Annotated in this window: 19 protein-coding genes and 2 pseudogenes; 12 read left to right on the top strand and 9 right to left on the bottom strand. The window is 43.4% G+C overall.

Annotation, left to right across the window (positions count from 1 at the left end; translation table 11 throughout):
- Positions 1–10: 10 nt before the first annotated feature.
- The 5 genes and pseudogenes from QT990_RS09250 (at position 11) to QT990_RS09270 (ending at position 2,203) form a co-directional block, all read left to right on the top strand.
- Positions 11–307: a hypothetical protein gene (locus QT990_RS09250; RefSeq protein WP_333465167.1), complete on the top strand. Its 297-nt coding sequence runs from the start codon at positions 11–13 to the stop codon at positions 305–307.
- A gap of 146 nt (positions 308–453) precedes the next feature.
- Positions 454–672 (top strand): annotated as a pseudogene (locus tag QT990_RS09255) (Uma2 family endonuclease); the annotation flags it as partial.
- Positions 673–981: 309 nt separating this feature from the next.
- A complete protein-coding gene (locus QT990_RS09260) occupies positions 982–1,275 on the top strand; it encodes a hypothetical protein (protein ID WP_333465168.1) in 294 nt (97 codons plus the stop codon).
- Positions 1,276–1,420: 145 nt separating this feature from the next.
- Positions 1,421–1,558 (top strand): annotated as a pseudogene (locus tag QT990_RS09265) (Uma2 family endonuclease); the annotation flags it as partial.
- Positions 1,559–1,921: 363 nt separating this feature from the next.
- Positions 1,922–2,203, top strand: a complete 282-nt coding sequence (locus QT990_RS09270; protein WP_333289473.1) for a YiaA/YiaB family inner membrane protein — start codon at positions 1,922–1,924, stop codon at positions 2,201–2,203.
- 496 nt (positions 2,204–2,699) lie between these two features.
- Here QT990_RS09270 and QT990_RS09275 read toward each other — a convergent pair whose 3' ends face one another.
- The 6 genes from QT990_RS09275 to QT990_RS09300 form a co-directional block, all read right to left on the bottom strand.
- On the bottom strand, positions 2,700–3,164 hold the full coding sequence (locus QT990_RS09275; protein ID WP_333139955.1) for a ferredoxin: 465 nt from the start codon (positions 3,162–3,164) through the stop codon (positions 2,700–2,702).
- 77 nt (positions 3,165–3,241) lie between these two features.
- Positions 3,242–3,628, bottom strand: coding sequence for a DUF1257 domain-containing protein (locus QT990_RS09280; protein WP_242716193.1), 387 nt, complete (start codon positions 3,626–3,628; stop codon positions 3,242–3,244).
- 40 nt (positions 3,629–3,668) lie between these two features.
- On the bottom strand, positions 3,669–3,878 hold the full coding sequence (locus QT990_RS09285) for a DUF2997 domain-containing protein (protein WP_333140087.1): 210 nt from the start codon (positions 3,876–3,878) through the stop codon (positions 3,669–3,671).
- Between the two features lie 386 nt (positions 3,879–4,264).
- Entirely contained in the window at positions 4,265–5,137 is an 873-nt protein-coding gene (locus QT990_RS09290; RefSeq protein WP_333305729.1) for an ABC transporter permease, read from the bottom strand.
- 44 nt (positions 5,138–5,181) lie between these two features.
- Entirely contained in the window at positions 5,182–5,850 is a 669-nt protein-coding gene (locus QT990_RS09295; protein ID WP_333139950.1) for a hypothetical protein, read from the bottom strand.
- Positions 5,851–6,028: 178 nt separating this feature from the next.
- Positions 6,029–6,931 (bottom strand): hypothetical protein, encoded by a 903-nt coding sequence (locus tag QT990_RS09300; RefSeq protein ID WP_333139948.1) that lies wholly within the window; start codon positions 6,929–6,931, stop codon positions 6,029–6,031.
- A gap of 247 nt (positions 6,932–7,178) precedes the next feature.
- Here QT990_RS09300 and QT990_RS09305 point away from each other — a divergent pair, with 247 nt between their 5' ends.
- Both QT990_RS09305 and QT990_RS09310 read left to right on the top strand, forming a co-directional pair.
- A complete protein-coding gene (locus tag QT990_RS09305; RefSeq protein WP_333139946.1) occupies positions 7,179–8,501 on the top strand; it encodes a pitrilysin family protein in 1,323 nt (440 codons plus the stop codon).
- Positions 8,502–8,987: 486 nt separating this feature from the next.
- Complete coding sequence (locus QT990_RS09310; RefSeq protein ID WP_333139944.1) at positions 8,988–10,016, top strand: C39 family peptidase; 1,029 nt, start codon at positions 8,988–8,990, stop codon at positions 10,014–10,016.
- A 318-nt stretch (positions 10,017–10,334) separates the two neighbouring features.
- On the opposite strand, the gene nadC is transcribed toward QT990_RS09310, so the two are convergent.
- Positions 10,335–11,219: a carboxylating nicotinate-nucleotide diphosphorylase gene (gene nadC / locus QT990_RS09315; RefSeq protein ID WP_333139942.1), complete on the bottom strand. Its 885-nt coding sequence runs from the start codon at positions 11,217–11,219 to the stop codon at positions 10,335–10,337.
- Positions 11,220–11,451: 232 nt separating this feature from the next.
- On the opposite strand from nadC, the gene vapB reads away from it, so the two are divergent.
- The 5 genes from vapB (at position 11,452) to QT990_RS09340 (ending at position 13,825) form a co-directional block, all read left to right on the top strand.
- Positions 11,452–11,739 (top strand): type II toxin-antitoxin system VapB family antitoxin, encoded by a 288-nt coding sequence (vapB, locus tag QT990_RS09320; protein WP_333305723.1) that lies wholly within the window; start codon positions 11,452–11,454, stop codon positions 11,737–11,739.
- Between the two features lie 55 nt (positions 11,740–11,794).
- On the top strand, positions 11,795–12,181 hold the full coding sequence (locus QT990_RS09325; RefSeq protein WP_333139938.1) for a hypothetical protein: 387 nt from the start codon (positions 11,795–11,797) through the stop codon (positions 12,179–12,181).
- A 173-nt stretch (positions 12,182–12,354) separates the two neighbouring features.
- The gene (locus QT990_RS09330; protein ID WP_333139936.1) at positions 12,355–12,780 is read left to right on the top strand and encodes a hypothetical protein; all 426 of its coding nucleotides are present in this window, start codon (positions 12,355–12,357) and stop codon (positions 12,778–12,780) included.
- Between the two features lie 85 nt (positions 12,781–12,865).
- Positions 12,866–13,153, top strand: coding sequence for a hypothetical protein (locus QT990_RS09335; RefSeq protein ID WP_333139934.1), 288 nt, complete (start codon positions 12,866–12,868; stop codon positions 13,151–13,153).
- A 453-nt stretch (positions 13,154–13,606) separates the two neighbouring features.
- On the top strand, positions 13,607–13,825 hold the full coding sequence (locus QT990_RS09340) for a hypothetical protein (RefSeq protein WP_333139933.1): 219 nt from the start codon (positions 13,607–13,609) through the stop codon (positions 13,823–13,825).
- Between the two features lie 35 nt (positions 13,826–13,860).
- On the opposite strand, the gene QT990_RS09345 is transcribed toward QT990_RS09340, so the two are convergent.
- Positions 13,861–14,259 (bottom strand): transcriptional regulator, encoded by a 399-nt coding sequence (locus QT990_RS09345; RefSeq protein ID WP_333300236.1) that lies wholly within the window; start codon positions 14,257–14,259, stop codon positions 13,861–13,863.
- Between the two features lie 52 nt (positions 14,260–14,311).
- Positions 14,312–14,524 carry a DUF2283 domain-containing protein gene (locus tag QT990_RS09350; RefSeq protein WP_333140085.1) on the bottom strand — a complete coding sequence of 71 codons (213 nt, stop codon included), beginning with the start codon at positions 14,522–14,524 and terminating at the stop codon, positions 14,312–14,314.
- Positions 14,525–14,602 lie beyond the last annotated feature (78 nt).

Here is a 14,602-nt window from a genome sequence, read left to right on the forward strand (position 1 = left end):
ACAACACATTATGAACCCACTAGAACTATCTCTAGAAATCCTAAAAATTCTCATCTCTAAGGAAGAGTTTGACGGTTTGAACTTTGAGGAAAAAAATGAAAATATAATAGCAGCTTTTGGAGAAATTTACGCTCAGGTTTTAGCCCTAACAAATGGAGAAACAATATTTAAAGAGGAAATAGTTAACATTGTTGAAGGCGCAGATATATTCGGCAAATTATTTGGTAATCAATCTAGTTCTGATAAGACAAGAATGATTAGCTCCCTGGATGGCACAAATACAGGTCCTGTTAGGGGCTCATTTTAGTAATATTCAAACAGTATAGAACTACTTGGCATAAAGAATTGATGCGATCGCTTTTCCTTGGGAGAGGTTGGAGAGGGCGATCGCCCCTCCAACCCCTGCAACCCTCAAAAGCTATACTAAAACCAGCACCCCAACCATCAAACAGCATGGTACAACAACTCACCCCTGAAACCAAACCAGAAATCATCTACCCAGACAGCGACGGAGAACCAATAGCAGGCAATACCAAACAATTCCGCTGGATTGTCACGGTTAAAGAAAATCTAGAAATCTTGTTTGCCAACAACCCCGAAGTCTTCGTTGCCGGAGATTTACTCAGGTATCCCGTTCAAGGAAATAATAAAATTCGCCAAGCACCCGATGCAAACGCTATATAATAGGGCGTCATAAAGATATAGTTGCTGACTTCAACTTTAGTCTTGATAGTAAAAGTATTGTTACCGTAAGTGGCGACAGAACTATCACAATATGGAGTTTAGAACCGTCTGAAACTTCCTCATCTCAAATAACTCCAGATGCTCTTTTAAGAAAGAGCTGTAATTTACTTTATGATTATTTAGAAAGTAACGTAAAAGCTCGCAACCCTTATCAGAATATTAAAGAGATTTGCCTAAAATATAAAAACTGACTTTTTCTGAGTTAGAATACAAGTTAACTTAACCTAACCACACATTATGAACCAACTAGAAGTATCTCTAGAAATCCTAAAAATTCTCATCTCTAAGGAAGAGTTTGACGCTTTGAACTTTGAGGTTAAAACTGAAAAGATAATAAAAGCTTTTCTAGAAATTTACGAGCAGGTTTTAGCCATAAAAAATATAGAAACAATCTCTCCAGAGGAAATAGTTGACAGTGTTGAAGGCGCAGATAGATTACCCAAGTTCTCTGGTAATAAACCGAGTTCGGCTGACATAATGATTAACGCAAGTGATGGCACAAATACAGGTCGTCTTGGCAGAATTCAGTAATATTCAAACAGTATAGAACTACTTGGAATAGAGAATTGATGCGATCGCTTTTCCTTGGGAGAGGAAACGAGAAGGCGATCGCCCGCTCACCCATCCCACCCTCAAAAACTATACTAAAATCAGCATCCCCAATCCATCAACAGTTATGGTACAACAACTACCCGCCGAAACTGTATCAAAAATCATCTACCCCGATCGCGACGCAGAACCAATGGCAGACAACACCAAACAATTCCGATGGATTGTCACTATTAAAGAAAATCTAGAAATCTTGTTTGCCAGCATCCTACCCAAGCTGAACAACAACGGCAGCGTGCAGAAGAATCGATCGCCCAACTTGAACAAGAACGACATCGTTATCAAACTTTGCTACAACAAATACAGCAGCAAACCATAGACGCCGACCCTAGTAATTAACAAAACGAATCCTACTAAATCAATCTCCCTTAGTCCAGTTTCCCAACTGTCTACTCCCACCCAGTCTTTCGAGAGCCTTAAACCCTATCTACAGCGTTCTAATTTTTAGTCAAAAGCCCGATCGCACTGTTCACTTATCGAAACTGTCCCCTGCTCTCCTGACCGCTTCAGTCGCACTCTCTATGCTTTAAGTTAATCAACCAAAAGATATATTTGACTTAGAGGCACTATGCAGAAACAAATCATACGCCAAAAAGATACTAATGCTTGGATACTTCAGTGCTGGGTTTCTTTTATTGTTGCCCTTTCGGCCACTACTGTAGGTATCATTTATTTACAGGTAGACCCCTGGCAAAAAGCTTTTATGGGTATGGGTTTAACTTTTTCAGTCGGCTCCTCTTTTACTTTAGCAAAAACCATTCGCGATAACAACGAGGCATCAACATTAACTGCCAGAATCGACGAAGCTAGAGTTGAGAAAATTCTCGCTGAGCACCATCCTTTGAAATAATCTGCGAGGCATCACTCGGCGGTTGAAACCGCTTCTACACAAACAAAGTCCGCCTTCGCGGACTAAGAGATCGAAAACGTGAAAGTTATATTTTGTATAAAAACAGCCCGCGCGGGCTGTTTTTGTTGTTTGAGCCACAGGTTTCAAGCTGTGGATGGGAATTGGGGATTTCAATGGCTACCGATACTTTTTTGCTAACATTTGCTAACAAATACATAAGTTGAGATCAGATCTCAACCAAGGCGTATCAACCGATGCCCGTAGAAATTTCTACAAGCACTTATATTCTTGCCTTCAGCTTGGTTATCGCTTACAGCCCCACGCCAATCTGATTATTTGCTTTGATAATGTAGAGGCAACTTATTTATATAGCGGTTGCGTACTACCAAGGTTTTTCACCTACATCTGAGTGGCTAAATTCATTCTATATGACATGAAGACCAGAAGGCAAATGTAAGTGATTGTTAGCAAATGTCAGAAAAAGTCTTACTGTTAATCAACCTTTGAACTTACGATCGCCCAACTTATTCTTTTGTCGCTGGCGAATACCGGCCTTAACTGTCGCCATATCCACCGGAAAACCAACTACAGGAATCACCTGATCCTTGCGTTCTTCTTCCAGATTCTTGAGTTCGGTGTAATCAACCCAGTGAATGCAATTCACCGGACAAGTGTCGATCGCCTCAGCAATCAACTCTTCAGAATCCCCGTCTTGTCGAACTACGCGCGATCGACCGTAATCCGGTTCAATATAAAAAGTATTGCGAGCAACGTGAGCGCAGTGCTTGCAGCCAATGCAGGTAATCTCATCAACATAGACCCCTTTTTGGCGCAACACGCCGCCCAACTCCGGTTCCAAACCAGAGCGATCGGGCGCATCCCGCAAAAATCCCCCCAACTCCGGCTCTAAACCAGAGCGATCGATTGCTGTATCTATTCCGAGTCCAGAAAGCTCAGACATTTAGACCCCCACAATAGTAAATAAGTCCGCGCAGGCGGACTTTGATGAGACAAGATTGCAAAAATCTCGAAAAATTATTAAGCGCACCAGCGTTGCACCACCAAGCGGAGCGAACCGTCTTGATTTTGCTTTTGCTCAGAAATTTGGAAACCCTGCTTAGCGCTTTCATTCACCACAGTATGGTAAGCGTAGCGCTGAGTCACCTTATTCAGAAAACGGTCTACAGACCAAGCTTGCTGCCAAAACTGCAAGTCAGCCACCAATTCATACTCAGTCCCGTTCCAGCTAAAACCTACGTCGTAGCCGTTTTTTTGCTCAATGACAACCTCAGCGGTGCTGGTTAGGCCGCGATAGCCGCGCACCTCAGTTGGGCCCGACTTCCAGTCGATACCCAAGTCAGTTAAAGCAGCTTCCAAAGAATTCAAATTGCGGATCTGGGTCTTAATTTGGCTAAAGTGTGACATGGTGATTCCAAAAAAATTTAAGTGAACTCAACAAAAAAAATTACCAATCGCTAAAAGCCACTTGGGCCGTCGCTTCGGCTGACTGATGCAGCGCTTGCGCGAAATATTCAGATGTTGACTCTTGGTGAAGCACCACGCCGAGCTGAGCTTCAATTGCAGCCGTTACCTCAGCACAGGAAGCACCGACAATGCCGGTGACGGTTTCCTGTACGCGGCCATCTGGATAGATCACAAACTCTAGTGTTTCCATAATGCGGGCTGACTGAATAGGAATATTGAGAACAGACACCGACACCAGCAAGCCAGGGACGATGCCTCCTGAAGTAGCTTCTTGAGAGTTGGCTGACTGACAAAGCGCTATATCAATTTTGACGAATTGATAGGTTTTGAGTCACAACTTAACAGAACTTATTAATATGTAGAAGCAATACATCAGTTGTATGTAAAGTTTCGCGTAGATCGTGACAGCAGTCAAGTCGGTCGATTTTAGATTTTAGATTTTAGATTTTAGATTTTAGAGGGAGGAGGAAGGAAGAGGGGATGAACCGCAGAGGGCGCAGAGGGCGCAGAGGGCAGAAGGCAGAAGGTAAAAGGCAGAAGGCAAAACGCAAAAATATAAATTCCCCCACTTCCCCTCTAATTCCCTCTGGGGTCTAAAACGTCTCGCAGGCCATCCCCCAAAAGGTTGAAACCAAGAACAGTCAAGGTAATCAGCAAACCGGGAAACAAAATAGTCCAAGGAGAGGAAAGAGCGTATCCGCCCTTAAAAGCATCAGAAAGCATTGTCCCCAACTCAGGAACCGGCGGCTGTGCGCCCAAACCCAAAAAACCCAAACCGGCTGCTTCTAGTGTCGCGGTACCAGTCGAAAGAGTTGCTTGTACAACTAGAGGCGCGAGACTTCCCGGCAAAATGTGGCGAAAAATAATCCGTAAGTCGCTGGCGCCCAAGGCCTTGACAGCCAAAACAAATTCTTGTTCCCGCAGAGACAGCACCATACTGCGAGTTAAGCGGATGTAAATTGGAATTTGCACGAGGCTGACGGCGATAATTACGCTTTGCAGGCTCGGCCCGGTGACGGTAACAACGCCGATCGCCAGTAAAATCGAAGGAAAAGCTAACAAAATATCCGCCAAAGTGCCGATCGCCATTTCCAGCAACCCCCGAAAATACCCGGCCACCAGCCCCAAAAGCGTTCCCACAATTAAACCCGCACCCACAGAAACCAGGCTGACGAGTAAAGATATTCCCAATCCGTGCCACACCCGCACCAACAAATCTCGCCCCAAACTGTCGGTGCCAAACCAATGTTTAGCGCTAGGAGCCACTAAGCGCGACAAATAATCTCGATCGACCGCCGAATCGTAAGGGGAAAGTAGGGTGGCCAACAGTGCCGCGATCGTCAGCGCTACAGTCAAAATTAAGCCGATTTTCCCCGAAGTCGATCGCCAAAATCGTTGAAAAGCTGCTTGTGGAAATATTAAGTTTTTCTGCAATTTTAGATTTTCCATCGAATGCTGTCACCAAAAAAACTCAGGACTTATTGCCAAACCTTTTAGGACTGAGATAACTGTGGTGCCCATAAACTGATTAATTCATTGACAAGGGCGAGCAATTCAGATACAGACTCATTGGCTTCGGGCGCTTCAAATCCATGAATAAATCGGTTTCTTACGCTTAAAAGTAGCATTGCTCGATCGTACTCTTCGATTGAAATTTCTCCTTGGGAATACATATGTTTGATCAGAGATACAGTTGGAAATCTTTCAATGGGAATAGTAACTTCCTCAGCTCGTCTACGCAGTAGTGCTTCAATTGTTCCCCAAAGTGATAAAAACGAGCCTTCATTTTCTCCTAATGAAATTAGACGTTCACCCTGTATTTTTCTACTAAAAAATTGTTCCCAAGATAATAGATTGACTTCATTGTCTTCGTCTTTCAGTAAAGCATCTTCAGTAATTAACAAGAAACGCCAGCCTGTATTTTTAGAGACTATTTCAGCAATTTCTTTCAACCTGTCTATGGATGTTTGTCTGGCAGAACGTTTGAATTCGATTATGTAACCTTCGGCTTCGTTCTTTTTTACAATCAAATTTGGACGATATGTCCCTAAATCGAAAGGGATCTGTTCGGGTTCAGGGTCAACCAATACTGTATAGCCTTCTTGTCGGTATTTTTCGGCAATTTTAGATACTGATTTGTCGTGTATTAATTTAGCGGTCATAGATAACTCTCTAATGCTTTTGCTGAATTTATTCTAACGTAAACGCACTCGCATCAGATTCGGGTTCATTGCTTCCTTGATTAGTCGGCGGTTGAAACCGCTACTATACAAACAAAGTCCGCCTGCGCGGACTAAGAAATAAGGGAGATATTTAAGACAGATTAAAGGCTAGATTCACTCATGGCTTAGGCAACAGATTATAGACATCACCTGAAAATTCTGCATTTTTGGGGACAACTTCAAAATTGATAGTATATCCCGATGCACCTTTAATATCTAGTGACTCACGTATGGCCTGACCTCGACCAAAAACCAAATCTTTTCGGATAATACCATCCACGTAAATTTTGACAGATACACGAGTTAAATTAGAGTTGTCAGGTAAACCATAAGCTAGTTTTATTTCACCTGAGTTGTTGATGATTTTACAGGCAAAAGATTTGGGTCTCGATGCCGAAAGTTGAAAATAACTACTCGGTTGTTCAGTGCGCTTAGCAACACTAATTAGGTTATCATAGTCATAGTCATTGTTACCATTCCTAGACACATCTTCGCATTTAACTTCGGTAGTTGTAGCAGTAGGTGTTGGAGGCACGGAAGAAGGAGATGAAGATGAAGATGGAGATGGAAGTGAAGATGGAGATTGTGAAGTTGGAGATGAAGCCTCAATTATTGGTTGACCAGATTTGGTGAATCGAATAATTCTGGTTATGCTTTGATCGTTTTCGAGGTTGATAGTAAAATTTTGAGTTGGATAACCTACCTTACTCAAATTAACACGAACATCTCCTTTGGTGGGAATCCTGACTTTGACATAACCATTATTATCGGTATACTGAGTTTCTGGTGGACCTTTAGCGGTGAATATAATTTTTACATCAGCTAAATATTCTCCCGCTTCACTTTGTGTATACAGTTCAATATTTTGTCGTTGTTCCGAACATAGAGCGGCAGTTTTATCTATACTACATCTAAATTCTGGAACGGTAGCAGCCGTAGCAACAAATGCAAAAAAAGCAATAGGAGTACCTAAAATAAAGCCCCATTTAGTGTAATTAATTGTCCGAGTAGTTGGGCTCATAAATGTTTTTTATCTTGAGTGAAGTGACAACCTACATAAATATCCACGCCACTAAACATTGGGAAACCGGAAAATTTATAAATATCTTGATTAAAGTGATTTTTTAGGATTTGCACTGATTTCCCGATCGCCCCCGACAATATCCCCAGCAACCATCAGCCGTGGGCTCAATCTAAAATCTAAAATCTAAAATCTAAAATCGGAAGACCCTTTAAGATATAGAGAACAAGATCAATTTAAAAGCACAATGACATCAACCCTACTCAAAACCTCAGCTCGATCGCCCCTCAACGCCCCAACAATCCGCCATTTCCCCAACGGCCTCACCGTTATAGCCGAACACTTGCCGGTCGATGCTGTTAACCTCAGCGTGTGGCTCAATTTAGGCTCAGCCGTCGAACCAGACGACATTAACGGCATGGCTCACTTTTTAGAACACATGATTTTTAAGGGAACTCCCAGCATTCCCAGTGGCGAATTTGAGCGCGCGATCGAGCAACGCGGCGCTGTCACCAATGCTGCCACCAGCCAAGATTACACTAACTATTACATCACCACAGCTCCTAAAGATTTTGCCGAACTAGCTCCCCTGCAAGTCGATGTGTTGCTCAACGCCAGCATTCCCGACGACGCCTTCGATCGCGAAAGGCTGGTAGTGTTAGAAGAAATTAGACGATCGGAAGACAATCCCCGCCGCCGCACCTATCAGCGATCGATGGAATTAGCGTTTGAAGTCCTGCCCTACAAGCGACCGGTACTCGGCCCGACTGCGGTAATCGAACAGTTGACAGCGCAACAAATGCGGGATTTCCACAGCAGCAGATATCACCCAGGGGCCATGACAGCCGTAGCTGTAGGCAATTTGCCAGTAGATCAACTAATAGAAATTGTCGCAGACAGTTTTGCAGCAAAAAGTACAGCACAAAACAACAAAATAAATGTGCCTGCTGTCAGCAACTTTCACCCTGAGCCCCAAATCCTGAACTACGGTCAAGAATCGCCCTTTACAGAAACAGTCCGCCGCGAATTTGTAGACTCTGCCCTTCAGCAAGCCCGACTGATCGTGATGTGGCGAGTGCCAGGTTTCATGGAAATGTCCGAAACTTATGCCCTGGACGTTTTGGCGACAATTTTGGGACACGGCCGCACAACTCGCTTGGTGCAGGATTTGCGCGAAGAAAAAGGGCTAGTGTCGTCAATTTCGGTCAGCAACATGACTCAGCGACTCGGCGGCGTATTCTCAATTTCTGCTCAACTACCGACAGAAAACTTGGCTGCAGTGGAAGCAGCCATCGTCCAACACATCCGCACTCTCCAAACCGAACTGGTGACAGATGCCGAAATTTCCCGCATCCGCACTCAAGTAGCAAATCGGTTTATCTTTGGTAACGAAACTCCGAGCGATCGAGCAAGTTTGTACGGTTACTATCAGTCGATGGTAGGAGATATCGCTCCCGCCCTCAACTATTCCGCCTGCATCCAAGCTCAGACTGCCGAGGATCTCCGAGAAGCCGCTGTCAAATATCTGTCTCCCGACGCAATGGGTGTTGTGGTAATTCGCCCCGACTAAGCATAAATCGGACTTCGCCTCAACAGGGCAATTCTGCTATCCTTCTGCTTTTGAGGCATCCAACGGCATTCGGAATTCGGTAGAAACAATGTCAACGCGCACCAGGGATTTTTAGTCAATAGTGCGTGAAATTCGATCGGCTCTCGCCTTGAAGGTTTTGTATCCAATAATTAGTATGAAGCCTTTAAGGTACGGGCGATCGGTAAAATTACCGTAATTTTATGAGACGATAAACTGGGAATTATTGACGAGCCAGCAATTTAGTCTAGGAAAACCGGGTTTATTGGCGATCGTAATTCTAAAATCTAAAATCTAAAATCTAAAATCGATTGAGCGGAAAAATTACCGTAATTTTATGAGACGATAAACAGGGTATTATTGACAATCGAGCAATTTGGTATGGGGCCACCGGATTTATCTGCGGTCGTAATTCTAAAATCTAAAATCTAAAATCTAAAATCGATTGACAGGGGCACGCACGCAAGCATGAAATTACAAAACTTTCTCAACTCAAACATTAGGTACGATGCCAAAGCAATCGCTGCAGACGACGAACTCAGTGGCCAAATTCAAAGCCGCCTCATTGACCTAGGTTTACTGAAGCCTCCTGTAGACGGAATTTTTGGCCCTCTCTCTACCGCCACCCTCCACCGATTTCAAACTCTGATGAAGTGCGGCGAAGCGGGTTTTTTGGGAGCAGTCACAGCCAAAAAGCTGATCGAAACCAAACCAGAGGACATTCCCACACAGCCCCTGATCCTGAAAACGCTCAGAGACACCATTTTTAAATCAAAACCGGTCGCGTCTTCTCAACTTCAGGACTCAGAAAAACAAGTAATACCAGCCGGAAAAGAGTTGGAGATCCTGGCTTTTGCTCCGGCTCGCGGTCACATCCGAGTTGCTCTCCGCAACGAGTCTTTCAAAGGTTCAGGGGTTTGGTATGTTTTCGGAGGACACGCTCAAATTACTCAAGACAGCATTCTGCTTTTTCCGAAACCGAATCCCCCAACTGTCAGGCTGGGCATTCCTTATCTATCGCAAATGGATAACTTCAACAATCCTACAGGTTCTTGCAATGTAACTTCATTAGCGATGTGTATGGACTTTTTGAGGGTGCCACGGCGCAAACAAACCGGGCAATATGAAGACGAACTTTACGAATATGCGATCGCCAAAGGTTACAGTCGCTGGGACCCCTACGATTTAGCAAAGATTGTTAGAGATTACGGCGCTCAAGATTTCTTTACCGAGAATGCAACTATTGATGACGTTCAAGATTGGCTAGCCAGCGGAAATCCCGCTGTCATCCACGGATACTTCACGTCTTTCGGTCACATTATAGTTGCATCAGGCTACGACAGCGAGGGATTCTTCGTCCACGATCCCTATGGCGAGTGGTTCCGAACTGGCTACGATACAAGTGTCAGCGGTGCTTACTTGCACTATACTTACCGCTTAATCCGCAGCCTCTGTATACCTGACGGAAATTTTTGGGTTCATTTTATCTCTAAGTAGTAATTTGTTAGTAGTTAGTGGTTATTGGTTATTGGTTATTGGTAATAACTAACCAATAGTTAACAGTTGACTCTCAGCAAGGTCGGACACGGCCTTGCCCATTGGTATCAACTTCAGCCGAAATATCGATCGGGCCCCAAATACCGCCAGGGGTTTAAACCCCTGGCTCATAGCGAAAGTCCTCTAAAAGAGGACTGAATAATTCATTAGACTTCTCCCGAAATTAGATTTTAGCTTAGGCTTGACTTGGGTTTCAAGTTCTTTTTTGGAGATGTCTATTAGTCCTCTTTTAGAGGACTTCAGCTTTGAGGCAGGGGTTTAAACCCCTGCCGGACTGCGGGTATTACTATTAATTTTCATGCTCAAATCCAACCAAGTCGATCGCGTAATCGGAGCACTGGTAGAAATATAGTCCACTCCGGTTTCGGCTACGCTTCTAATTGTTTCTAAAGTAACATTGCCGGAAGCTTCAATTTTGACCCGATCGCTCTTTTGGCGAATTATTGCCACAGCCTGCCGCATCAAATCACAGGACATATTATCTAACATGATAATATCGGCTTTGTGCTGCAAAGCTGTTTCTACTTCGGCGAGAGTTTCGGTTTCGACTTCGATAGTCAGCGGATAGGGGATAGAATTGCGGATTAGGGCGATCGCCTCTGCAATTCCCCCAGCCGCCGCAATGTGATTGTCTTTAATCATCACCGCGTCATCTAATCCCATCCGGTGATTGCAAGCACCGCCGACTTGAGTTGCGTATTTTTCCAACAATCTCAATCCGGGCGTTGTCTTGCGCGTATCCACTAATTGCACTGGCAAATCGGCAATTTTGTCAACATATTTCTGAGTCAAAGTAGCGATGCCGCTCAAACGCATTGCCAAGTTTAATGCTACTCTTTCTCCGGTTAGCAGCGCATCGAAATTGCCGGAAATCTCGGCAATTACTTCTCCTTTTTCGCACAGTTTCCCTTCTGGTACTTGGGGGATGAAACTGAGGCTGCTGTCTAAAAGTTTAAATGTGCGATCGGCAATTGGCAATCCGGCAATGACTCCCGCTTCTTTGACTATCCATTTAGCAGTACCCTGGATGCTGTTTGCGGGAAATAAGGCCGATGTTGTGCGATCGCCCCTACCGATATCTTCTAGTAGCCAGTTGTGCAATAGGGAGTCTAAAACTATCCAAGGCGGTAATATTGCTGTCATGTTTTTGTTGGTTGTTATATCAAGATCATATCTACTAGGAAGAATAGTCGATCGGGTAATTTTAGGCAAGTTGCAAAATGATGATTGTGTTAGTGCGGGGGCGATTCTACTAGATTAGGACTTACGCATGGGGGTCCAGAAACCGGGTTTTTTAGCGAATCTGCGGGCGGGAACGCTCTTTTCGTAAAAAAACCCGGTTTCTTTGGTTCGAGTGCGTCCAGAAATCTAAATAATGGGGTATTCTGTGGCTGACTTTGGGTGTGGGTGCTTTAATGGAGTAGATGGGTATCGATCGCGAGCAGAAACCATGATACAGCCAGTCATTTTAGAAAAATTAGCAGAACTCCCTGAGTCACTTCAGACAGAAGTGCTTCATTACATTGAGTTTTTGATAGAAAAGCAGGCTAAAAACTCCACTCAAAAAAAGCCGACAAAGAAGCGTTTAGTTGCCGGAACAATGAAAGGAATGTTTGTTCTACCGCTACCTGATGACTTTGATGAGCCACTTAGGGAAACTTAACTTACAAAACTCATTATCGGAGTTAGAGGAAGTATTGCAACAACATAGTTAATGAATGAATGGCATTCAATGTATAGTGAGGTTAGGTGTTGGTGCTATAATGATAGGGATGACTTTACTAAGGAACACAGAAATCAAAGTGGCGATTGAAAAATACAAAGACCAGACTATTGCAGCCGGATTTTGGGTTGCTTTAACGCTTCGTGAGGGCACAGCGCCTCTCCGTAGTTATGTAGGCGAAGTGCAAGCCGTTGATGGTAATGGTATTCGATTGACATTGATAGATTGGATTAGCCTTACCATGTCAGGTTCTGACTTGTTCGTTCCGTGGTCAAACATCGAAGCAGCCTTAATTGCAACGCCGGAACACAATCCAGAGATGTTTGTTGAGCAAGCGAAGGCGTGGCAAAACTCTGTTTCAAGCAAGACAAGCGGGAAATAGAAGTAACCAACCACAGCAAAAATAAGCTCACCTGAACTCCTACAAATTCGCTCGTCGTTGCTCCTCGCTGCACTTCAGGCAGCGAAGAACAAAAAAATCTGGGAATTGCATTTGCTACAGGAACATTCGCCGGTACTGCAACTGTTTTAGCTGCTTGGACTGCTGCAAGTGCTTTGGGAGTAACGGGTACATTATCGGGTGCTGCTGCTATCACTACCACCATCTCGGCTCTTGGTGGACTCAGTTTAATCACCGCCGGTCCAGCTTTTGTTGCATCGGGTACAGCATTTGTGATTTGGTTATTTCTCAAAAGTGGAAAGACACGGGATTCATCGGTGCTGCACCAGTTAGAAACTCGAACCTACACCTATACTGAAAATACCGTTCCGGGTGATTTTGGAGAATTTATTCAAAAGAATGTACGCGATAAATACAAATCGGATAATAGTTTTTCCGCTCCTAATATTCCCTTAGATAAACTATCAAATGCGCTGTCTGCATGGCTATCTGTTTACCCAGATGAAAAGGTAATCGCTTTGATAGACACCAGTGGTTTCTTGACAAATGCGGGGGTCGTTGGGAGCATCTCATATTTGTAAAAAAACTTCTTCTAGCTCCCTCCTTCTTCCTCTTTCCTACTGCCTTCTGCCTCCTGCCTCCTGCCTCAAAACTCCAATTTCTAGCTTGGCTGAAAAAGTGAGATGCTCCCGGGTCGTTTTTACTGACGGACGGCTTCTCTGGACAAACAAATCGAGCGATTACAAAGATTTAGCAAGATTTTTAAAGACGGAAATAAAATTATGCTCACTGCTCTGTGACGATAAGCAGAAGAAGGAGTTGTCTGAGTTGAAAAAGGTAGTTGAGATTTTATCTGACGAGAAGTACGCTACGAATTTATCTAATTTACAAGATTTAGTAGCTATCACCTCTAATGATGAGAAGTTAGGCGAACTTGTTTCTAATGATAAGTAGAAAAACCAATCTTCTCAATTAAAATATGCAGTAGATATTTTATCTAACGAGAAATACAGTAAGAACTTGTCTAAGTTGAAAGATGTTGTAAATATCTTATCTAATGGACAAGATTTAGTAAAAAATTCCCCGGCGCAATTAGTGTCCCAGCTATCTGACGAGCAATATAGGAAGGACTTGTCTAATTTGAAAGAGGTAGTAGGTATGTTCTATAATGAATCTGACAAGGAGAATTTGAGTCAATTGCTTCGAGAAATTGGTCTGAGATATAGCACAGTTTAGGCCGTAACTTTTGCCCGCGATTCGGACTATGAAGAAGGCGGAAGGCGATCGCCCACTATTGACTGCTAAAATTAAGGGCGATCGCTGGTTATGATTGTATTAAAATATGGTTCGATTCCCCCGCCATTCTAGCTTATTTGAAAACAGTCATTAAAACATCACATAACCATCATGCAAACCAAAACGATCGCAATTCGCGTTAATGCTGAGGTTGCCAGAATCTTTGAGGCTGCTTCTGAGGAAGAGCGTCGTAAATTGGAGGCATTACTTAGCCTGAAACTTAGTGATGCAATTCGATGCAAAAGACCCCTAGAGGAGGTAATGAGTGAGATTAGTCGGAATGCTCAAGCGCGAGGATTGACCCCAGAAATTTTGGATTCAATTCTTTGATCGGTAGCTCCTACTCAACAAGTAGCAGCTCGCACTTAAAGAAACAAACTCATATCAACTTGGAAAAAATCAGCTAATTTTCTGGCTTCATCTATTTCGATCGCCCTTCTGCTAACAAAAACTTTATCAACCTCTGTTTCCGTTCCCAAAACAGGAATCAAATCAGATTTCTCCAAATTTCTCGCATCCATTAAATGTTGCAACATTGAAGCAGCATTTCCTGCCGGAATCGGATAATTTTCAGATTCAAATTTTTCAATCAGCGTTATCAAAAGCTCCAGAAATAGCTCTTCCTCCAGCGATCGCATAGGGCGGTGTTCCAGTTCGCAAGCGAGAGCGATCGCGGCCTCGTTTTCTGCTTCATTTGCGATCGGTTTTGGTTGATACCGAACAAGTAAATCTGTATAAGATTTTGCATCAAAAGTACGGATCATTTTTCCACTCATCCTTACTTAGATTGACACAGGTAGCGATTGCTTTCCCTATTTAAGCTACAGTAAAAGCTATATTTTCTAGCACTACATTAGGTACATTTCCACTACCTAAAACCTGTGTAGCCTCTAAAACTTCTATCCCTACCAATAACTCATTTTCCCCAATATTTAAAGTAATTTCGTCAGTTAACTGTAAAGTGCGACACTGATGCTTACCTTCTACAAGTCTAATGTAGAGAGCATCAATTTCGGAATCATAACTAATCTTCCTAAACTTTTACCTCAAAAATAGAATGTATACTACAATAGAGTTAGTGAATCAGGTTTCGTAGTCAGGAACCCA

The sequence above is a fragment of the Microcoleus sp. T3_B1 genome, assembly GCF_036700445.1.
Classification (GTDB): Bacteria; Cyanobacteriota; Cyanobacteriia; order Cyanobacteriales; family Microcoleaceae; genus Microcoleus.